Genomic DNA, 20827 nt, shown 5'->3' with positions numbered 1-20827 from the left:
AAGGTTGTGGTTAGCGCCGGCGGTTTTATAGTGTCGGTAGGGGGATGATGGGGTATTTGCCACTGAGTACCGGGCGGCACAGAATCTTATAGCCGTCGCTATCAAACCCTTTTGGCGTGCGAACGAGCGTTGGGGCATCGGCAATCTCCGTGACCGAACCCAGCCAAAACCAACTATGAATAATATGGATCTGCGTTTCCATTGGCCCTTGCTCGACTAAACCTATCGCGCCATCATAGGGCCAGCAAACCACGCGGAGCCTGTCCAGCGCGGCGAGCAGACGTTGATGGTGTGCTTCAAGGCTTTCTTTACCACAGCAGGCTCCGGCGCAGCGTCCAAGGCTGGCGCGGAAGCAGGCGCGATGAGCGCCAACGCTCTCCAGTCCAAGTACCCCGTAACACAGTTGCTGTTCATCGGCGATTTTTTTCAGCGTGTCCTGAGCTGCACGGCGGTGAGCAAACAGGCCAAACAGGTTAGGGGACGAGGAGAAATCCAGTTCCTTGGCGTACACTACCGCGGGCCGCTGGTCGTTCAACCACAAGGAACAGAGTTGACGATTTTTACGCAGTCGCTTATTAAAAAGTGGCTGCTGATTTTTAATCATCTGTGCTTCCAGTAACAGCGCGCCAAGTTCTCCTGCCGTGGTGACCCAACTGATGTGTTTTGTCTGCCGCAGCATTTTTGCTTCGGCAGGTGTACGAAAATGCGACATTACGCGGCTGCGAATATTGACGCTTTTGCCAATATAGAGCGGCATTACTTCGCTTTCACCATGAAAAATATAGACACCGGGCAGGTTTGGAAGATCCGCCAGATACTGGCGAAGATGTTCCGGATATTCATAAATCGCGGCGGGTTCAAATTCCAGCCGGTGGGTTGCTACTCGCTTTGCCACTTACTCATCCTGATGCTGTGTTTTTATACAGTGTATCAGGCAAGGTATGCTGAAAAAAGAGGCTGAGGGAAAAAGGTCGAACGAAAAGTAAAAAGGCGACGTATGGTCGCCCTGCAGCACTATTTTTTCCAAAATTCATCAAACACGGTAATTGGCGGACGGCGCTTATGCTCGGTTTTCTGATACCATCCCTCTATAATCCTGGCGGCTGCGGGATCAATCGATTGCCCCTCAAGATAGGCATCAATTTGTGCGTAGGTTACGCCTAAAGCCACTTCATCCTGCAGGCCCGGACGATCGTCTTCCAGATCGGCGGTAGGTTGTTTCAGATAGAGGTGTTCCGGGCAGCCCAGCGCTTTCAGTAGCATCTTTCCCTGGCCTTTATGTAACCGGAAAATAGGGTTGATATCGGTGCCGCCATCGCCGTATTTGGTAAAAAAACCGGTAATGGCTTCTGCCGCGTGATCGGTACCGACCACAACACCCGCGTTCATTCCGGCAATGCTGTATTGCGCTTTCATGCGTTCGCGTGCCTTTTCATTACCGCGAATATAATCTGACAGAGTAATTCCCGCCTCTTTCAGAGCTTTCTCACTCGCAAGCACAGCTTCTTTAATATTGACGGTCAGCACGCGGTCCGGCTGGATAAAATTGATGGCATCCTGGCAATCCTGCTCATCGGCCTGGACGCCATACGGTAGGCGAACGGCAATAAAGGTGTACTCCGGATTCGCCGTTTCTTCACGTAATTCACTGATGGCCGTTTGCGCCAGTTTCCCGGTCAGGGTGGAGTCCTGACCGCCACTGATACCCAACACTAGCGTTTTAATAAAAGGATAGGTTTTCAGATAGGATTTAAGAAACTCAACGCTGGTACGAATCTCCTGTTTGACATCAATCACTGGCTTAACGCCAAGTGCTTCAATAATTTTCTGTTGCAGTGCCATGAACCTCTCCTCACGTCAGTTGCCTGATGGGCCGTTGCGAATAGTATTACCGTTAAGCTAACGCGCATCGGATAAAACGACAAGAAACAATCTGCTGCGCTAGCGGTCATCTGCTGCTAAATCAGTCAGTTCAACCGCTAATGGCTTCAGGGCAGGGAAGAAAAAAGGTTGGCGCGACGTTCTGAGAGAGGAGACTGTGGTCTTAACCGCCTTCCTGCGTGGATGGCACAGTGGTAAATGTGTAGTACGCGCACCCAGTTGAGGATTGTGGCGACATCGGCGGACTCTTAAAAAGCCATTATAATGCGCCATAAATTTGAAAAATCAGCATTTATATTCCAGGCTTATAGTTACATGGATAATAAATGAGGTACAAAAAGATGATTAAAGTAACGGGATTTATTGGTGCTGCAGTGGCTCTGGCTGTGTTGTCTGGCTGTTCGGCCTATGATCGTGCAGAAAGTTACGTCACAAAACCGGTGGTGAAGGATGTCAAAAAGGGCATGACCCGCGAGCAGGTGCGTGAAGTGGCGGGTGCACCTTCTACTGAGATTACGATGACGCACGCACGCGGTACCTGCCAGACTTATGTACTGGGCGAGCGTGATGGTCAGCCGCAAACGTATTTTGTAAGTTACAGCGATACGGGGCGCGTGATGAACTACGGTTTCCAGAGCTGTAAAGAGTATGATACCGATCCACAAGCGCCTCAGCAGTAAGCGACTGACACGCTTATCGAGATTGGCCGGGTGATGCCGGTCTGCTTTTCGATACCGTTATTATCAAGCTCCGCGACCATGTGTATGGTCGCTTTTTTTATGGGTGATGCTGCTGTTTTTTGCATGCAAGTCCGGAAAAGCGTCCGCGCAGAGGGATTTAAACGGCGAGCGAATCCTTTGCCCGCCGTGAAAAAGTCCGTCAAGCGGGCACGCTTAATGCCTTCTGGCTGCGTGACCAGATTCGATGTGCGGCAAGGAAGGAAAGAAATTCACTGATAAAGACACCTTCTGCCTTGTCATCTTCCACGATCCCTTCCTCCAACTCCCCCTCTGCAAGGCCGAACTGTGCCTTGAAACGACGGGCATCTCCACTGAAGCCGATGACTTTTAAATGCTTATATGCCTCCAGCAGGTAATAACGCGCATCGCCACTGAGCAACAGCGCATCAATATTGCCATCAGGTACAATGACTGCATCAAAAGTGAGCGATGGTAGTCCGCTAAAGGTCGCATCAATCGGCAACACTGAACCGTCATCTGCACGGATCTGTCCCATATGCGCTGCCAGTAGCTTCGTGTGTACACCGTTATCTTTGAGAGATTGCAGGATCTCCAGCACATCGGCCGCCTTCACGCCGTCACTCACCAAAAGCGCGACCTGGCGTCCCTTGATATTTCCACTTGGTACCGCGTACAGACTGAGGCTGGCATCTTTTTTTAGCCCGTTTACGTCTTTGGGGGGGGCGGTGTGCAATTTTTCATCCGAAAGCGCGATCCCTAAATTTTCTGCCACGGCATGTGCCAGCGAGATATCTATCCGCACCAGATGATCGACGACGCGTTCGCGGATATAAGGGCGAGAGAGCTTTCCTAATTCGAAGGAAAATGCGTCAATAATGTGTTGTTGCTCAATCGGCGTCTGACTGTGCCAGAACAGGCGCGGTTGCGAATAATATTCGCCGAATGACGGGCTACGATCACGAACCTTGTGGCCTTCAATTCTCTCCTGATAGCTTTCGAATCCACCGCGATGCGGGCCGGGCGGTGTTTCACGCGGCCAGTTATCGTTAATAGAGTTCGGTTCGTAGTTGGCCGGATTCGTATCGATGTCTTGCCGATGCATGCCACCACGTTGAAAATTGTGATAGGGACATACTGGTCGGTTAATCGGAATTTCATGGAAGTTGGGGCCGCCGAGCCGGCTGATTTGGGTATCGGTATAGGAAAAAAGGCGTCCCTGCAGCAGCGGGTCGTTGGAGAAATCAAGGCCGGGAACAATATGCCCGGGGTGGAAAGCGACCTGCTCGGTTTCAGCAAAGAAATTATCCGGGTTACGATTCAGAACCATTTTGCCGATCAAATCAACCGGCACTAACTCCTCTGGAATGAGTTTTGTTGCATCCAGCAGGTCAAAGTCGAATTTGAACTCGTCCTCTTCAGGGATAAGTTGTACGCCCAATTCATATTCGGGAAAATCACCGGCTTCAATCGCTTCCCACAGGTCGCGGCGATGGAAATCGGGATCTCGCCCCGTGAGTTTTTGTGATTCATCCCAAAGCAGCGATGCTTTACCCGCCACAGGTTTCCAGTGGAATCGCACGAACGTGGCTTTTCCTTCAGCATTGATCATGCGAAAAGTATGAATACCGAAACCTTCCATGGTGCGATAGCTACGTGGGATGCCGCGATCTGACATCGCCCAAATCACATTATGCAATGTCTCGGGTTGCAGCGAGACATAATCCCAAAAGGTGTCGTGGGCACTTTGGCCCTGCGGCATTTCATTATGAGGCTCAGGTTTAACGGCATGAACAAAATCCGGGAATTTATGCGCATCCTGAATAAAAAATACCGGTGTGTTGTTGCCAACCAGATCGAATACGCCTTCCTGCGTGTAGAATTTGGTGGCGAAACCACGAATATCCCGCACGGTATCAGCGGAACCGGCACCGCCTTGTACCGTAGAAAAGCGTACAAAAACCGGCGTGATTTCATCGGGATCGCGCAGAAAATCCGCTTTAGTGATATCGGTGAGTGAACGGTAAGGCTGAAAGTAACCGTGCGCGGCAGAGCCGCGTGCATGAACGATGCGCTCAGGAATACGCTCGTGGTCGAAGTGCGTAATTTTCTCACGCAGAATGAAGTCTTCCAGTAGCGTAGGGCCACGGGTACCCGCACGCAATGCGTTCTGATCGTTGGCGATGCGTGTTCCCTGATTAGTGGTTAGCGGGAAATTTTCGCCGCCTTTACGGTTTTTCTCCAACTGATCGATTTTCGCATTATGCGTATCCGGTGTCTTAAAGCTGCCCGGTGCAGTGGGTTGCTTGCCGGGTGCAGAAGGGTGCTGCGCAGGTTGATGTGACCCATCTGCGGGTGCCAGCGAGTCAAGGCCTGGCTTTGCAGATTCGGGGCCTGTCGCTGGTGCATTATGGCTGAGTTCCTTGTTATCGGTTTCTTTCGACATTATGCATGTGCTCCTGTTGATGTCGCATTTAGACATCCCTAACTATAGAACACCCGCAGCTATACGCCTGTGAAGGGCAGGGATTAAGGCAGATAAATTACATTATGGCGGTGACAGACATGAAAATGAGGGCGATAAAAGGCGGTAAAAAATTGTTTCACGGAACGATAAGGGCCGGGTGATGCCCGACCCTGACGTTTATCGATGTGCCAGCTCAGACTTTTCGTCGCTGTCCATAATACTTTTATCCGTTTGCTTCAGCCACTGGCTGGTTAGCGTACCTGCTGTCATAGAGCCGTTGACGTTCAGCGCCGTACGGCCCATGTCAATCAGGGGCTCGATGGAAATCAGCAGAGCGACCAGAGTCACGGGGAGGCCCATCGCAGGCAAAACTATCAGTGCGGCGAACGTTGCACCGCCGCCCACGCCAGCGACGCCGGCAGAACTCAGCGTCACAATACCGACCAGCGTCGCGATCCACAGTGGATCAAACGGATTGATGCCTACAGTGGGTGCCACCATTACCGCCAGCATGGTCGGATAAAGCCCGGCACAACCGTTTTGACCAATTGTCGCGCCGAAAGAGGCGGAGAAGCTGGCAATGGATTCCGGGATGCCTAAGCGACGTGTTTGTGCTTCAACACTCAGCGGAATACTGGCCGCGCTTGAACGGCTGGTAAAGGCGAAGGTAATCACCGGCCATACTTTGCGGAAAAAGCGCATTGGATTGATGCCATTTACCGAAAGCAACAGTCCGTGAACCGCAAACATGATCGCCAGTCCGAGGTAGGATGCTACCACGAAGCCGCCAAGCTTGATGATATCCTGCAGGCTTGATCCCGCCACTACTTTGGTCATCAGAGCCAGAACGCCATAAGGCGTCAGCTTCATAACCTGACGTACCAGTTTCATCACCCAGGATTGCAATGTGTCAATCGCGGTTAAGACGCGCTGGCCTTTCACTTCATCATCTTTCAGCAACTGTAACGCCGCCACGCCGAGGAAAGCGGCGAAAATAACGACACTGATGATTGACGTTGGTTTGGCACCTGTCAGGTCGGCAAACGGATTTTTGGGTACAAAGGAGAGTAGCAATTGTGGGACGGTCAAATCGGCGACTTTGCCGACGTAGTTGTTCTGTAGCGCAGCCAGACGCGCATTTTCCTGCGCCCCCTGCACCAGACCTTCCGCGCTCAGACCAAACAGATGTGTGACGAACACCCCAACCAGCGATGCAATCGCCGTTGTGAACAGCAGTACGCCGATGGTCAATACGCTAATCTTGCCCAGCGAAGAGGCGTTGTGCAGGCGCGCGACCGCGCTAAGGATTGAGGCGAATACCAATGGCATCACAATCATTTGCAGTAATTGCACGTAGCCATTACCGACGATATTGAACCAATTGATAGACTCTTGCAGTACCGGGGCGTCTTCGCCATAGACCAGTTGCAGCACCAGTCCAAATGCGACACCCATAACCAAACCAGCGAGGACTTTTTTAGACAAACTCCACTGGGTTTGCCCCGTTTTTGCCAAAAGTAATATCAGGGCAATAAATGCCACAATATTGAGAATGAGCGGTATGTTCATCCTTATTTCTCCATAAAACAGCCGTTCGTATTATAACTCGTCGGCTTTTAAGCTGTGTCATTACCAGCGCGGAATAAGTTTCCAGACGCGCCATGTTGGTGCATGGTAGCAGCTCGTTATGGTGCACCATTATATTCAAATAGAATTGTTTATTACTTTTTGCATTAATTAGCGTGATTAATGTTCAATATGTTTGTTTATTAATCTATCGAGATTTCCCTGTACGGTATTAATCACCTGTGTGGGCCAACCAGATGGACCAAAAGGTGTCATTCCCGGCGGGAACCAAATGGCGTAACCCACCAACGCGAGACACAATACGCGCTCCAACTGATTACTTTTTTGACTATTAAGCAAAGGAAGGCGAAAACGCCAGCGGCATGGCCAAAGTAGTGGCACGCCGGCGGGGGTTAGCATATCGGCCACAATATGACTGAGATAGCCCAGTACCAGTCCTTGCAGAGCATCTGCAGGGACTAACCAGCCGCGCGGGATATTGATCTGAAATAGGGCGAGCCCCGCGATAATTGCCAGTAAGCTATGGGTAAAGCCACGATGGCCAAAAGCGCGCGCAATGGGCTGAGATATCCATTTCAGGCGCTGGCCCAGCAAAGATTTAGGGTGATCGATATCCGGTAACAGACAGGTTAATAAAGCTGCCGGGATAACGTGCCACCAGTCGCCGTTTGCCAACTCTGGCGTCAGTTCGGCGCGTTTCGCAAATATAGCACTGGCAATGGCAAAAATAAGGTGGCCTTCGGCCGTCATGGGAGTAACCTGGCTGCAATAACTGTCAATGCATCCAGTATAGGGGATATATCCAGTAAAATGAACGAGTGACGCTGTAACAATATTTAAAAAATACCCCACCGTGAAACGCCTGGTGCAGAACCTGGCAATCTCATTGCACGTAAGCGGGAGCTGACCGAATCACTAACCGTCACGATTAATGATTCGGATGCGTCAAGGGCGGTTTACCGCGCCAGCCAGCCACCGTCTACGGCCAGGGTATAACCGCTGATGTAGTCTGATGCCGCCGAGGCGAGGAAAACAACAGCGCCCATCATATCTTCCGGTTTGCCCCAACGACCCGCGGGGATGCGGCCAAGGATCTCCTGGCTACGATCCTCATCGTTACGCAATTGCTCGGTATTATTGGTGGCCATATAACCCGGTGCGATAGCATTGACGTTAATGTTGTGGCGCGCCCACTCATTGGCCATTAAGCGCGTTAATCCCATCACTGCGCTTTTCGACGCGGTATAAGAGGGAACCCGAATGCCACCCTGAAAAGAGAGCATTGAAGCAATATTAATGATCTTACCGCCGCTGCCTTGCTTGATGAATTGACGGGCAACCGCTTGTGAAAGGAAAAATACCGTTTTACTGTTGATGTTCATCACATCGTCCCAGTCCTGTTCACTGAAATCGATGGCATCTTCACGACGAATTATTCCCGCATTGTTAACCAGGATATCGATACGACCAAAGGCCGCAATGGCGTCCTCAATGACTTGAGGAACACACTGGGTGTCGATAAGGTCAGCATCAATTCCGTAAAAGCGGCGGCCTATCGCTTCAACACGTGCCTGCGTATCATCAGGACCGGAGCGGTTAACGCCAATGATGTCACAGCCCGCTTCCGCTAAGCCGATAGCCATCCCTTGTCCGAGGCCCGTATTGCAGCCAGTGACCAGAGCTACTTTGCCTGCAAGGTTAAATGCATTCAGAATCATTCTTTACTCTCTTATTCCAACGTGTAGCCAGAGCAGAACTGGCCGAATAAAATTAGCGGATTTCGCTGACTTTTACGTGATCCATGTCGTCAAAGACCTGGTTCTCGCCGACCATTCCCCAAATGAAGGTGTAGCGCTTGGTGCCTACGCCCGAATGTATTGACCAACTGGGGGAGATGACCGCCTGCTCGTTATGCACCAGTAAATGTCGGGTTTCCTGCGGCTGGCCCATCATATGAAAAACGGCGGTTTCCTCATCCATGTCGAAATAAAAGTAAACTTCCATTCGGCGTTCATGAGTGTGGCACGGCATGGTATTCCATAAGCAGCCCTCATCCAGCTTGGTCAGCCCCATGGTGAGCTGGCAGGTTGGTAAGACATCCGGCACGATAAATTTGTTGATAGTGCGACGGTTGCTGGTGGACGGATCGCCAAGCGTCGAGGAAGAGGCCTCTTCCAGCGTGATTTTTTTATCGGGATAGCGCGTATGTGCTGGTGCGCTGTTGTAATAAAATTTGGCAGGATGGCTGGCATCAATGCTTTTAAAGATAACGGATTTTGCGCCCATACCGATATACAGCGCCTGCTCGTTATCGATTTCCCAGGTTTTACCATCGACATCAATCACGCCGGGGCCACCGATATTGATAATGCCCAGCTCGCGGCGCTCCAGAAAATAACTTACGCCTAACTGCTTGCCTACTTCGGCGCCGATGGTCACGCTTTTTACTACCGGCATAACGCCGCCCACAATAATACGATCAATGTGGCTGTAGGTCATGGTGTAGTTATCGGCGTCAAAAATCGTCTCGATGAGGAACTCACGGCGTAATGCGTTGGTATCCAGCAATTTTGCGTGGTCGCTATGAATGCTTTGACGGACTTGCATGTCGGTGCCTCTCTCATGTCTGCAGTTAACAAGATACCCGGACAGATAGCGCGGGCTGATAGGCAGATGATAGGCAGGATGGGATGTTAATTCAATAAAAATGAAATGGTGTTTTATTTATTCTGTAGCACGGATCAATTATTTGCATCCGCAGAAAAAATTTCAGGCCATATGACGTGGCCTGAAAGTGAGATTATCCCAAAAGATGTTCACGCGTCAGCAATTGCAGAGAATCAAGTTGGACATTGGCCAACGTCCAGCGCGGGTCGGCGCGCAGCTCAGCATCAGGAACGACGATCGAGCGCATGCGGGCGGCTTTAGTGGCAATCATCCCGTTAAATGAATCTTCCAGCGTGACACAGTTAAGCGGGTCAATTCCTAATTGTGCCGCCGCATCCAGATAAACCTGTGGGTGCGGTTTGCTGTAAGGCAATGCCTCAGCGGATACCACTACATCAAAGTAATCACGCAGGTTAAACAATTCCAATACGCGTTCAAGCATATGACGCGGTGAGGCAGATGCGAGGCCAATTTTTAAACCTTGCGTACGGCATAGTGTCAGCGCGTGTTCAACGCCGGGCAGTATAGGACGCAGCTCTTCAATTAAGTTTAACGCGCGGGAAATAATTCTCCGGGTAACTTCGGCCTGGTCCGGCCCGTTCCACGGCAGGGTTTCGTACCACATGCGAACCACCTGATCGATGCGCAAACCAAGCGTATCCGGCAGTTCACTCCGACGAGTTAAGTCAATGTTCAGGGTGGCAAAAATATCTAATTCAGCGCGATTCCATAGCGGCTCAGAATCAATCAGCAGACCATCCATATCAAAAATTGCGGCAAGCACAGGTCGTTTGTAAGACATACAGCGGCTCCGTTTAACAGGTTGGGCATACTCTAGCATGAAGCCGAATTATTTAGGGTATATGGCTGGAATACGCTGGTCTGGCGGGACATTGCTACCGTGATTTTAGCTTGATAGCGTACAGGGATGACGTGGCATTGCATTTAGCGTTTATTTTTTGCAGGCAGTTTTGTGCATCAACGGGTAGACTTACAGCCAAATACAGGGGAAGGAGAAACCATGACTTATCAACAAGCTGGCAGAGTCGCCATCATTAAACGCCTTGCTGGCTGGATTATCTTTATACCGGCATTGCTGTCCACCCTCATTTCTCTGCTGAGCTTTATGTTCCAGCACAGCGAGAAACGTCCCGGCATTGATGCCGTTATGCTGGATTTTGTTCATGTGATGGTGGATATGATCCGCTTTAATACACCGTTTCTTGGTGTGTTCTGGAAAAACTCGCCAGTGCCGGATTTTTCCGGGAGCACTAATCTGCTGTTCTGGTGTATCTATATCCTGATTTTTGTCGGTATTGCTTTGCAGGCCTCCGGGGCGCGAATGTGGCGTCAGTCGCGTCATATTAAAGAGGGGCTCGAAGATCAGATGATTATGGAAAATGCGAAAGGCAGCGAAGGGCGGAGCCGTCAGCAGTTGGAAGAGAAGATCGTGGTACCACGCAATACGATTTTTTTACAAATATTCCCGCTCTATATTTTGCCCGTTGCGATCGCGATTGCTGGCTATTTCATTCTTAAACTCCTTGGTTTTATTCAGTGATTCTGGCCTGATGCCGTGGGCATCAGGCTGGCCTTGCCTGGATTTTTCCCTGCTCATCGGCATCCAGTAACTGACCTATTGCCCGCTGAGCTTCTCCTAACCAACCGCCGCCAAAGACATTAGCCCGGTTGAGTAAATAGTAGAGTTGATAGATGGGTTGGCGCTGCATAAAATCCGTAGGTAGCGGCCAAACGGACTGGTAGCCTTCGTAAATCTGCGGCGGTAACGCATCATACCAGGAGAGCATTGCCAGATCGCATTCGCGATCGCCCCAGTAACAGGCGGGATCGAAAATCCATGGGCCATTCTGGCTTCCGGCACAGTTGGCTGGCCAGAGATCGCCATGTAGCAGGGAAGGTTGGGGATGATGTGATGCCAGTGCATTTTGTACGCAATTGACGATTAGCTCGACATTACCGTACTGGATGCCTTTCTCTGCTGCTAACTGGAGCTGCCAGCCAATACGCTGTTCAGCGAAAAAAACTGACCAGCGACGCAACCAGCTATTAGGCTGCGGTGATGTGGTGATATTGTTATCAAAATCGAGCCCAAACTGCGGCTGTTCGCTCCATTGGTGTAGGCGCGCCAATTGTTGACCTAACTGCCGGGCACTGTGTGCATCCAGCGCTTTAACCGGTAGATATTCGAGTAGCAGAAAGCTGTAATCACGGTCACTGCCAACACCGTAAACCTTAGGTACCCGGACCGTTTGGCTTCGTGATAGCAGCGCCAGTTGATCGGCCTCCCAGGTGAAAAGAGCGAGCCTATCCCGGCTGTTACACTTAACGAAAATATCATGTTCACCATAACGAATATGCCAGGCGGAATGAACTTCTCCGCCAGCCAGCTCGATACGCTGGTGAATCTCTGCGTTTCCTAACTGCTCACTCAACAGACGACTAATGGCTGACCACATCGGGCTTTCCTCATTTCGCTGCGTGAAGTTAATTCTAACGCTTAAATATTAACCAAAACCAGTGTCCATGCACGGGTTAGTCTCCTCTTTACACAATCAGACACTCATTTGTCGCGTTGCCGATACGCTTCCCATTGCAGTACTTCGACTTCAGGCCGGTCACCAAGGGCGATTTGACCAAATCCTTCAGCCATTTCCCTGATTTCCCGATCCTCCAGGGTACTGACGATACCAAAACTGTTGGTTCCCAACTCATGTACTTTTCCTTCATCATCGTTGAGCGTGGCCGAAAAACCAGCTTCAGTCAGGGTACTGGTGAGTTTGTTAATATCACCCAAGCTATTTTCCTGATAATGAAAGGTCACGACATAACGTGTTAATGACGTTGAGCTCATGATTTACCTCATTGTTATCGAAAGTATTTTTAGCATAGTACATCCGCAGGAAAAGAGGAGCGATCGCGTAACGTTACGCGGTTAAGGGAACGAGCGCGCGATTGCGGTTTGCCCCTTTATCTGTCCACCACCGCTTGTCGAAGGGGGGCTGGCTATTATCGGCGTGCGGTATTGCCTGGAGTACGACAACGCCTGAAAGCAAAAAGAGATGTATTCACGGGCACCTAAAAATATACCGCGTAGTGGATCCAACGGGCATGTTGTCGGCAGAAAAATCTTCTGTAAAAGCGGATGTGAAAGCGTGCATTACACTCTATAATGCGCGCCAGTAATGGGAATCATCCCAATCAGCAAGCGATACGGGCACGATGCCTGGCAAAAAAAGCGAATTAATACTTATTTACAATATCTGGCGTAAATGACGTTGAACACGCTCTAAATTTCGTCAGACTACCTTTTTTTAAACTGTCGTACGGGTCATATATTCAATGAAAGCGCTTAATAAACTGTCTGCGGTTCTTTTGCTCTCTGCGGGGACATTCTGTCACCAGGCACTGGCTGATAACTCCGTCTTTACCTCCATGGACGATCCTTCTACGGCAAAAAAGCCTTTTGAAGGTAGCGCGTCTGCGGGCTATTTGGCGCAAACGGGAAATACAAAAAGTTCTTCTCTGGCTGCTGCGACGAATATGACATGGTACCAAACCAGAACCGCTTACAGCTTGTGGGGTAATGCATCAAATACCTCTTCTAACGACGAGCGGTCGTCAGAAACGTATCAAGTGGGCGCGCGTAGCCGTTACAATATGACTGATTACGATTACCTGTTCGGTCAGGCGAGTTGGTTAAGTGACCGCCTTAACGGTTATGACGGACGTTCTATTTTCGCCGCAGGTTATGGTCGTCAAATTCTGAACGGACCTATCCATTCACTGCGTATTGAAGCCGGTCCGGGTGTGCGCTACGACGACTTCCACGAAGGGGGGCATGATACTCAGGCGCTGGCTTATGGTGCACTGAGCTACCAGTGGCAGTTGACGGATACTACACGCTTTATTCAGGGTGTTTCGGTGCTGGGAAGTGACGACACGACCGTCAACTCCGAAACCGGTTTGCAGGTTGCCATTAACGATCATTTCTCGTTAAAACTGGCTTACAACGTCACCTGGAACCAGAATCCGCCAGAGTCTGCGCCGGATAAAACTGATACCAAAACCTCCATTCAATTGTCCTACGCAATGTGATTTTCACAGGGCCGGGTTTTCCGGCCCTGATGCTTTTCACACGTCTCGCGCATTGAGTCCTCTTTAGGCCATCGGAATCGTTAGATCAGCGGTAAAGGAAGTGGCTTTTACCGAGCGGCGAACGCTTCGTTTGTCGCCCAATCCGTGCATTTCTTGTACCCGACGTGTAAGATGTTCCCCCGTCAAAAGTTTTTTGCTCACGCACACTTTTGAATATGTGTACCAGGCCGGGTACCAAACTGACACATGTAAGTTGGTTTCAAGTCTCAAGCGCCTGTTGTATATAAATAAACTATGATTTGCATGTAATCTTTCGTGTGGGTTACCACTGCAATTAAGGATGTAAAATGCCCGTTATTACTCTTCCTGATGGAAGCCAACGCTCTTTTGACCATGCTGTCAGCGTGATGGATATCGCGCAGGATATCGGTCCTGGCCTTGCGAAAGCCTGTATTGCTGGTCGCGTTAATGGTGAATTAGTCGATGCAGTCGATCCGATTACCGAAGATGCAAGCGTTGCTATTATTACCGCGAAGGATGAAGCCGGTCTGGAAATTATCCGTCACTCTTGCGCGCACCTGTTAGGTCATGCCATTAAGCAATTGTGGCCAGATACCCAAATGGCGATTGGTCCGGTGATCGACAACGGTTTTTATTATGATGTTGATCTTGACCATACGTTAACCCAGGAAGATCTCGAACTGCTCGAAAAGCGGATGCACGAGCTGGCAGAGAAAAATTACGACGTTATCAAGAAAAAAGCGAGTTGGCAGGAAGCGCGTGACGTTTTTGCCGCCCGCGGCGAAAGCTATAAAACTACGATTCTTGACGAAAATATCAGCCATGATGATCGTCCCGGCCTGTATCATCATGAAGAATATGTTGATATGTGCCGCGGTCCACATGTGCCAAATATGCGTTTCTGTCACCATTTTAAACTGCAGAAAACGTCCGGCGCGTACTGGCGCGGCGATAGCAGCAACAAAATGCTGCAGCGTATTTATGGCACCGCATGGGCAGATAAAAAACAGCTGGCGGCCTACCTTCTCCGTCTGGAAGAAGCCGCGAAGCGCGACCACCGGAAAATCGGAAAGCAACTCGACCTGTATCATATGCAGGAAGAGGCACCGGGTATGGTGTTCTGGCACAACGACGGCTGGACCATCTTCCGCGAACTGGAAGTATTTGTCCGCAGCAAGCTCAAAGAGTATCAGTATCAGGAAGTGAAAGGTCCGTTTATGATGGACCGCGTGCTGTGGGAAAAAACAGGCCACTGGGAAAACTACAAAGAGGCTATGTTTACTACGTCATCGGAAAACCGCGAATACTGCATTAAACCGATGAACTGCCCAGGCCATGTGCAAATTTTCAATCAGGGGCTAAAATCTTACCGCGACTTGCCATTACGTATGGCGGAGTTCGGTAGCTGTCACCGTAATGAGCCATCCGGTGCATTGCACGGATTGATGCGTGTGCGGGGCTTTACTCAGGATGATGCGCATGTCTTCTGTACCGAAGAGCAAATTCGTGAGGAAGTAAATAGCTGTATTAAGATGGTGTACGACATGTACAGCACCTTCGGTTTCCAGAAGATCGTGGTAAAATTGTCAACGCGTCCTGAAAAACGTATTGGTAGCGACGAAATGTGGGACCGCGCTGAACTCGATCTGGCGGAAGCGCTGAAAGAAAATGGCATTGAGTTTGAGTATCAGCCGGGTGAGGGTGCATTCTACGGTCCTAAGATTGAATTTACTCTGCATGATTGTCTGGATCGTGCATGGCAATGTGGTACTGTTCAACTCGACTTTTCACTACCGGGGCGTTTAAGCGCTTCGTATGTGGGTGAAAATAATGAACGTCAGGTGCCGGTGATGATTCACCGTGCAATTCTGGGTTCCATGGAGCGCTTTATCGGTATTCTTACCGAAGAGTATGCCGGTTTCTTCCCAACCTGGCTCGCTCCGGTGCAAGTGGTGATTATGAATATCACCGACGGTCAGTCCGAATATGTCACAGAATTGACCCGTAAACTGCAGAATGCGGGAATTCGTGTAAAAGCGGACTTGAGAAACGAGAAGATTGGCTTTAAAATCCGCGAGCACACTTTACGTCGTGTCCCTTACATGCTGGTCTGTGGTGATAAAGAGGTGGAAGCAGGCAAAGTTGCCGTTCGCACCCGCCGTGGTAAAGACCTTGGAAGCATGGACGTAGATAATGTTATCGAAAAGCTGCAGCAAGAGATTCGCAGCCGAAATCTTCATCAATTGGAGGAATAAAGTATTAAAGGCGGAAAACGAGTTCTACCGACGCGACCAAATAAAATTAACGGTGAAATCCGTGCAACAGAGGTGCGTCTGACAGGCATCGAAGGCGAGCAGCTGGGTATTGTTAGTCTGCGTGAAGCTATCGAGAAAGCTGAAGAAGCAGGCGTTGATTTAGTTGAGATCAGCCCTAACGCCGAACCGCCTGTATGTCGTATTATGGATTACGGCAAGTTCCTCTACGAAAAAAGCAAATCTTCTAAAGAACAGAAGAAGAAGCAAAAAGTTATCCAGGTTAAGGAAATTAAATTCCGTCCTGGTACCGATGATGGCGACTATCAGGTCAAACTACGCAACCTGATTCGCTTTCTGGAAGATGGCGATAAAGCTAAAATCACGCTACGTTTTCGTGGCCGTGAGATGGCGCACCAGCAGATCGGTATGGAAGTGCTTAACCGCGTCCGTAAAGATTTGTGTGAAGATCTGGATTTGGCCATTGTCGAATCCTTCCCTTCGAAGATCGAAGGCCGCCAGATGATCATGGTGCTCGCTCCCAAGAAGAAACAGTAGGTTATCAAGTAACCTGTCCGTAGCGGCCTGGTCGATGCGGACAGATTCACCTGTCTGGTTCATTTTATTAACAATGCGAAGTGGATATTTTTTAAATGCCAAAGATTAAAACTGTACGTGGCGCGGCAAAGCGCTTCAAGAAGACCGCTTCTGGCGGCTTCAAGCGTAAGCACGCAAACCTGCGTCATATTCTGACCAAAAAATCGACTAAACGTAAACGTCACCTGCGCCCTAAAGGCATGGTGTCTAAAGGCGATCTGGGCTTAGTTATTGCCTGTCTGCCATACGCATAAGTTAATTTTTTCCCTGCCTGGTCGTTTTTCCCTTATTACGCATTGCGTGGAAGTGAGAAGGAGATCGGGTATCAATCAGAATAGTAAACAGGAGAGCTAAATGGCTCGTGTAAAACGTGGTGTAGTTGCTCGCGCACGTCACAAGAAAATCTTAAAACAAGCTAAAGGTTACTATGGTGCACGTTCACGTGTTTACCGTGTTGCCTTCCAGGCTGTTATCAAAGCAGGTCAGTACGCATACCGTGACCGTCGTCAACGTAAGCGTCAGTTCCGTCAGCTGTGGATTGCGCGTATTAACGCAGCAGCTCGTCAGAACGGCCTCTCTTATAGCCGTTTCATCAATGGCCTGAAAAAAGCGTCTATTGAGATCGACCGTAAGATCCTGGCTGACATCGCTGTATTCGATAAAGTGGCATTCTCTGCCCTGGTCGAAAAAGCGAAATCAGCTCTGGCGTAAGTCAGATGAAAGAGGGAGCTTGTCTCCCTCTTTTATTTTATGTAAGCTTCTCCAACATATTGATATCTATAGCTGCTGATCGGTCCATCATGCAGAATTCTTTAAGATGACAAGGTAACGCAAGCATGAATGCTGCTATTTTCCGTTTCTTTTTTTACTTTAGCGCCTGAATCGGGGGCTTTGCGCAATAAGAAGAGAAACGAAAAATCGCGCTGAAAGCCTCCCTCGTGGAGGCTTTTTTATTTTATACCCATCATCCTTTAGGCTGCGCATTGTTGGCTGTGTGCACCTCTTCGGTCAGTGATTTACTAGGCTGCCGGGGATTTATGTACTTGCCAGCGTGACGCATCCTGAATGATTTTGTGTATAGCGACATGACACCCGGACTTATTGTCCCAATAAATCAGACCAGCCTCTCGGGCTGGAAGAAGAGGAAACAATGCCACATCTCGCAGAACTGGTTGCCAGTGCAAAGGCTGCCATTGATGATGCCCATGATGTCGCCGCGTTAGATCTGGTACGCGTCGAATATTTAGGTAAGAAAGGGCATCTCACGCTCCAGATGACCTCACTTCGCGAACTGCCAGCGGAAGAGCGTCCAGCGGCGGGTGCGGTAATTAATGAAGCAAAACAGCAGGTGCAGGAAGCGTTAAACGCACGCAAAGATCACCTTGAATCTGCCGCGCTTAATGCCCGACTGGCCGATGAAACTATCGATGTTTCATTGCCCGGACGTCGTATCGAAAACGGTGGCCTGCATCCAGTTACGCGCACCATCGACCGCATCGAAACTTTCTTCGGTGAGCTGGGCTTTGAAGTCGCGACCGGCCCGGAAATTGAAGATGATTATCATAACTTCGACGCGCTCAATATTCCCGGACACCATCCTGCTCGTGCCGATCATGACACCTTTTGGTTTGATGCAACGCGCCTGCTCCGTACGCAAACCTCTGGCGTGCAGATTCGCACGATGAAAAACCAGCAACCCCCTATTCGTATCATTGCGCCAGGGCGTGTTTATCGTAATGATTACGATCAAACGCATACGCCAATGTTTCACCAGATGGAAGGACTGATCGTAGATAAAAACATCAGTTTTACCAATCTGAAAGGCACGCTACATGAGTTCTTGCGCAATTTCTTTGAGGAAGATTTGCAGATCCGCTTCCGCCCCTCTTACTTTCCTTTTACCGAACCTTCTGCGGAAGTGGATGTGATGGGAAAAAACGGTAAGTGGCTGGAAGTGTTAGGATGCGGCATGGTTCATCCGAATGTGCTTCGGAATGTCGGCATCGATCCTGAAGTCTATTCTGGTTTCGCTTTCGGCATGGGTATGGAGCGCCTCACTATGCTGCGTTATGGCGTGACCGATTTACGTGCATTCTTTGAAAATGATTTACGTTTCCTCAAACAGTTTAAATAAAGGCGGGTTTGACCGATGAAATTCAGTGAACTCTGGTTACGCGAATGGGTAAACCCAGCGATTAATAGCGAAGCGTTAGCCGAACAAATCACCATGGCTGGTCTGGAAGTGGACGGCGTTGACGCCGTAGCGGGTCTATTTCACGGCGTCGTGGTAGGTGAAGTCGTTGAGTGTGGCCAACACCCTAATGCTGATAAATTACGCGTGACAAAAATTAATGTGGGCGGCGATCGCCTGCTGGATATTGTTTGCGGTGCGCCAAATTGTCGTCAGGGGCTGAAAGTTGCGGTAGCAACTATCGGCGCCGTACTGCCTGGTGATTTTAAAATCAAAGCAGCCAAGCTGCGAGGCGAACCGTCAGAGGGGATGCTGTGCTCTTTTTCTGAATTGGGGATTGCCGACGATCATAGTGGAATTATTGAGCTGCCAGCTGATGCACAGCCGGGCACCGATATCCGCGAGTATCTACAGTTGGATGACAATACCATTGAAATCAGCGTGACGCCTAATCGTGCTGATTGCCTTGGGATTATCGGCGTGGCACGCGATGTTGCCGTCCTGAATCAGTTACCGCTTAGTCAGCCGGAAATTAGCGCGGTGGCCGCGACGATTGATGCAACCTTCCCGATCCGCGTAGATGCAGCTGACGCTTGCCCACGCTATCTGGGGCGAGTGGTGAAGGGAATAAACGTGAAAGCGGCGACACCGCTGTGGATGAAAGAGAAGCTGCGCCGCTGCGGTATTCGCTCTATTGATCCGGTAGTGGACATTACCAACTATGTATTGCTGGAACTGGGCCAGCCAATGCATGCGTTTGACCTCGACCGCATTGACGGCGGTATTGTGGTGCGTATGGCCGAAGAGGGTGAAACGCTTACGCTGCTGGATGGCACTGAAGCAAAACTGCACAGTGATACGCTGGTCATTGCCGATCATCATAAGGCACTGGCAATGGGCGGGATCTTTGGTGGAGCACATTCCGGTGTTAACGAAGAAACGCAAAATGTACTCTTTGAGTGCGCGTTTTTTAGTCCACTTTCAATTACGGGTCGTGCACGACGCCATGGTCTGCATACCGATGCATCTCACCGCTATGAGCGCGGCGTTGATCCGCAACTGCAGTTTAAGGCTATTGAGCGCGCTACACGCTTACTGCTGGATATCTGCGGCGGCGAAGCGGGACCGATTATTGATGTGACTCATGAGGCTTCTCTGCCAACACGTCATCGCATTACGCTGCATCGCGAAAAGCTTGATCGACTGATTGGGCATGTGGTTGCTGACGAGCGTGTGACGGAAATTTTACAAAGCCTGGGGTGTGATGTGGTTGTGGGCCAGGATGAGTGGCAAGCGACAGCACCCAGTTGGCGTTTTGATATCGAGATCGAAGAAGATCTGGTTGAAGAAGTTGCGCGCATTTATGGCTATAACAATATTCCAGACGTGCCGGTACAAGCTAGCCTGGTGATGACTCAACATCGCGAAGCCAATCTTTCTCTGAAGCGTGTGAAGGCCATGCTGGTTGATAAAGGCTATCAGGAAGCCATTACCTATAGTTTTGTCGATCCTAAGATTCAGGCATTGCTGCATCCTGGCGAAGAGAATCTGGTACTGCCAAGCCCCATTTCGCTAGACATGTCCGCTATGCGCCTGTCCCTGCTGCCGGGGCTGTTGTCCGCAGTGGTGTATAACCAGAATCGCCAACAGAGCCGTGTGCGCCTGTTTGAAAGTGGTTTACGTTTTGTCCCGGATACGCAGGCAAATCTGGGGATTCGGCAGGACCTTATGCTGGGCGGTGTGTTGAGTGGCAATCGCTACGAAGAACACTGGGATCTGGCGCGCCAAAGTGTCGACTTCTATGATTTGAAAGGCGATGTTGAATCGGTGTTGGATTTGACAGGTAAACTTGATGCAATTGAATTCCGTGCAGAAGTGATTCCGGCGCTGCATCCTGGTCAGAGTGCTGGAATTTATTTGCACAATGAGTGCATCGGGTTTATTGGCGTCGTTCATCCGGAGTTAGAACGCAAGCTTGATCTTAATGGCCGTACGTTAGTCTTTGAACTGCTGTGGGATAAGGTGGCGGACCGCATTTTACCTGCGGCGCGCGAGGTTTCACGCTTCCCGGCAAACCGTCGTGATATCGCGGTTGTGGTTGCCGAAAACGTTCCCGCTGCGGATATTATCGCGGAGTGTAAGAAAGTTGGCGTAAATCAGGTAGTTGGCGTAAACTTGTTTGACGTGTACCGCGGTAAGGGCGTAAATGAAGGTTTCAAGAGCCTCGCTATCAGCCTGATTTTGCAAGATACCGCCCGGACACTCGAAGAAGAGGAGATTGCCGCGACCGTTGCCACATGTGTTGCGGCGTTAAAAGAGCGATTCCAGGCAACCTTGAGGGATTGAACCT

General features: G+C 50.1%; 20 protein-coding genes and 1 other annotated feature. Of the genes, 10 read left to right on the top strand and 10 right to left on the bottom strand.

Going from position 1 to position 20827, the window contains the following annotated elements; all coding sequences use genetic code 11:
• Positions 1–25: 25 nt before the first annotated feature.
• Together cho and nadE are read right to left on the bottom strand one after the other, a co-directional pair.
• Positions 26–895, bottom strand: a complete 870-nt coding sequence (cho, locus tag J1C60_RS09925) for an excinuclease Cho (RefSeq protein ID WP_128174224.1) — start codon at positions 893–895, stop codon at positions 26–28.
• A 119-nt stretch (positions 896–1014) separates the two neighbouring features.
• Positions 1015–1842 carry an ammonia-dependent NAD(+) synthetase gene (nadE, locus tag J1C60_RS09920; RefSeq protein ID WP_128174225.1) on the bottom strand — a complete coding sequence of 276 codons (828 nt, stop codon included), beginning with the start codon at positions 1840–1842 and terminating at the stop codon, positions 1015–1017.
• A gap of 380 nt (positions 1843–2222) precedes the next feature.
• Here nadE and osmE point away from each other — a divergent pair, with 380 nt between their 5' ends.
• On the top strand, positions 2223–2561 hold the full coding sequence (gene osmE, locus J1C60_RS09915) for an osmotically-inducible lipoprotein OsmE (protein WP_128174227.1): 339 nt from the start codon (positions 2223–2225) through the stop codon (positions 2559–2561).
• A gap of 199 nt (positions 2562–2760) precedes the next feature.
• Here osmE and katE read toward each other — a convergent pair whose 3' ends face one another.
• The 6 genes from katE to hxpB form a co-directional block, all read right to left on the bottom strand.
• Positions 2761–5025 carry a catalase HPII gene (katE, locus tag J1C60_RS09910; protein WP_128174229.1) on the bottom strand — a complete coding sequence of 755 codons (2265 nt, stop codon included), beginning with the start codon at positions 5023–5025 and terminating at the stop codon, positions 2761–2763.
• A 198-nt stretch (positions 5026–5223) separates the two neighbouring features.
• Complete coding sequence (locus J1C60_RS09905; RefSeq protein ID WP_128174231.1) at positions 5224–6615, bottom strand: L-cystine transporter; 1392 nt, start codon at positions 6613–6615, stop codon at positions 5224–5226.
• A gap of 177 nt (positions 6616–6792) precedes the next feature.
• On the bottom strand, positions 6793–7383 hold the full coding sequence (locus tag J1C60_RS09900) for a metal-dependent hydrolase (RefSeq protein WP_128174233.1): 591 nt from the start codon (positions 7381–7383) through the stop codon (positions 6793–6795).
• Between the two features lie 206 nt (positions 7384–7589).
• Entirely contained in the window at positions 7590–8351 is a 762-nt protein-coding gene (gene kduD / locus J1C60_RS09895; protein WP_128174235.1) for a 2-dehydro-3-deoxy-D-gluconate 5-dehydrogenase KduD, read from the bottom strand.
• A 52-nt stretch (positions 8352–8403) separates the two neighbouring features.
• Positions 8404–9240, bottom strand: coding sequence for a 5-dehydro-4-deoxy-D-glucuronate isomerase (gene kduI / locus J1C60_RS09890; protein WP_128174237.1), 837 nt, complete (start codon positions 9238–9240; stop codon positions 8404–8406).
• 193 nt (positions 9241–9433) lie between these two features.
• Entirely contained in the window at positions 9434–10102 is a 669-nt protein-coding gene (gene hxpB, locus J1C60_RS09885) for a hexitol phosphatase HxpB (protein ID WP_128174239.1), read from the bottom strand.
• 219 nt (positions 10103–10321) lie between these two features.
• Here hxpB and J1C60_RS09880 point away from each other — a divergent pair, with 219 nt between their 5' ends.
• Positions 10322–10861 (top strand): YniB family protein, encoded by a 540-nt coding sequence (locus J1C60_RS09880; RefSeq protein ID WP_128174241.1) that lies wholly within the window; start codon positions 10322–10324, stop codon positions 10859–10861.
• A 22-nt stretch (positions 10862–10883) separates the two neighbouring features.
• Here the strand turns inward: J1C60_RS09880 and J1C60_RS09875 are convergent, their stop codons facing one another.
• Together J1C60_RS09875 and ghoS are read right to left on the bottom strand one after the other, a co-directional pair.
• Entirely contained in the window at positions 10884–11777 is an 894-nt protein-coding gene (locus J1C60_RS09875; RefSeq protein ID WP_128174243.1) for a fructosamine kinase family protein, read from the bottom strand.
• A 104-nt stretch (positions 11778–11881) separates the two neighbouring features.
• Positions 11882–12172, bottom strand: a complete 291-nt coding sequence (ghoS, locus tag J1C60_RS09870; protein WP_128174245.1) for a type V toxin-antitoxin system endoribonuclease antitoxin GhoS — start codon at positions 12170–12172, stop codon at positions 11882–11884.
• A gap of 488 nt (positions 12173–12660) precedes the next feature.
• Here ghoS and J1C60_RS09865 point away from each other — a divergent pair, with 488 nt between their 5' ends.
• From J1C60_RS09865 to pheT, 8 genes are all read left to right on the top strand, one after another.
• Positions 12661–13416 (top strand): DUF481 domain-containing protein, encoded by a 756-nt coding sequence (locus J1C60_RS09865; protein ID WP_128174247.1) that lies wholly within the window; start codon positions 12661–12663, stop codon positions 13414–13416.
• 347 nt (positions 13417–13763) lie between these two features.
• Positions 13764–15692, top strand: a complete 1929-nt coding sequence (gene thrS / locus J1C60_RS09860) for a threonine--tRNA ligase (protein ID WP_128174248.1) — start codon at positions 13764–13766, stop codon at positions 15690–15692.
• A 3-nt stretch (positions 15693–15695) separates the two neighbouring features.
• The gene (gene infC, locus J1C60_RS09855) at positions 15696–16247 is read left to right on the top strand and encodes a translation initiation factor IF-3 (RefSeq protein ID WP_040462415.1); all 552 of its coding nucleotides are present in this window, start codon (positions 15696–15698) and stop codon (positions 16245–16247) included.
• Positions 16248–16342: 95 nt separating this feature from the next.
• Positions 16343–16540 carry a 50S ribosomal protein L35 gene (gene rpmI, locus J1C60_RS09850; protein WP_004157374.1) on the top strand — a complete coding sequence of 66 codons (198 nt, stop codon included), beginning with the start codon at positions 16343–16345 and terminating at the stop codon, positions 16538–16540.
• 100 nt (positions 16541–16640) lie between these two features.
• Complete coding sequence (gene rplT, locus J1C60_RS09845; RefSeq protein ID WP_128174250.1) at positions 16641–16997, top strand: 50S ribosomal protein L20; 357 nt, start codon at positions 16641–16643, stop codon at positions 16995–16997.
• A gap of 120 nt (positions 16998–17117) precedes the next feature.
• Positions 17118–17241, top strand: a sequence feature (Phe leader region).
• Positions 17123–17167: a pheST operon leader peptide PheM gene (gene pheM, locus J1C60_RS09840; protein WP_106120997.1), complete on the top strand. Its 45-nt coding sequence runs from the start codon at positions 17123–17125 to the stop codon at positions 17165–17167. Its footprint overlaps the feature before it by 45 nt.
• Positions 17242–17436: 195 nt before the next feature.
• Positions 17437–18420 carry a phenylalanine--tRNA ligase subunit alpha gene (pheS, locus tag J1C60_RS09835; RefSeq protein ID WP_128174251.1) on the top strand — a complete coding sequence of 328 codons (984 nt, stop codon included), beginning with the start codon at positions 17437–17439 and terminating at the stop codon, positions 18418–18420.
• Between the two features lie 15 nt (positions 18421–18435).
• Positions 18436–20823, top strand: a complete 2388-nt coding sequence (gene pheT, locus J1C60_RS09830; RefSeq protein ID WP_128174253.1) for a phenylalanine--tRNA ligase subunit beta — start codon at positions 18436–18438, stop codon at positions 20821–20823.
• Positions 20824–20827: the final 4 nt, after the last annotated feature.

Source organism: [Pantoea] beijingensis, assembly GCF_022647505.1.
In the GTDB taxonomy this organism is placed as follows: domain Bacteria; phylum Pseudomonadota; class Gammaproteobacteria; order Enterobacterales; family Enterobacteriaceae; genus Erwinia; species Erwinia beijingensis.
The sequence above is the reverse complement of the archived record's forward strand: the minus strand, read 5'-3'. Positions and strand labels throughout refer to the sequence as shown.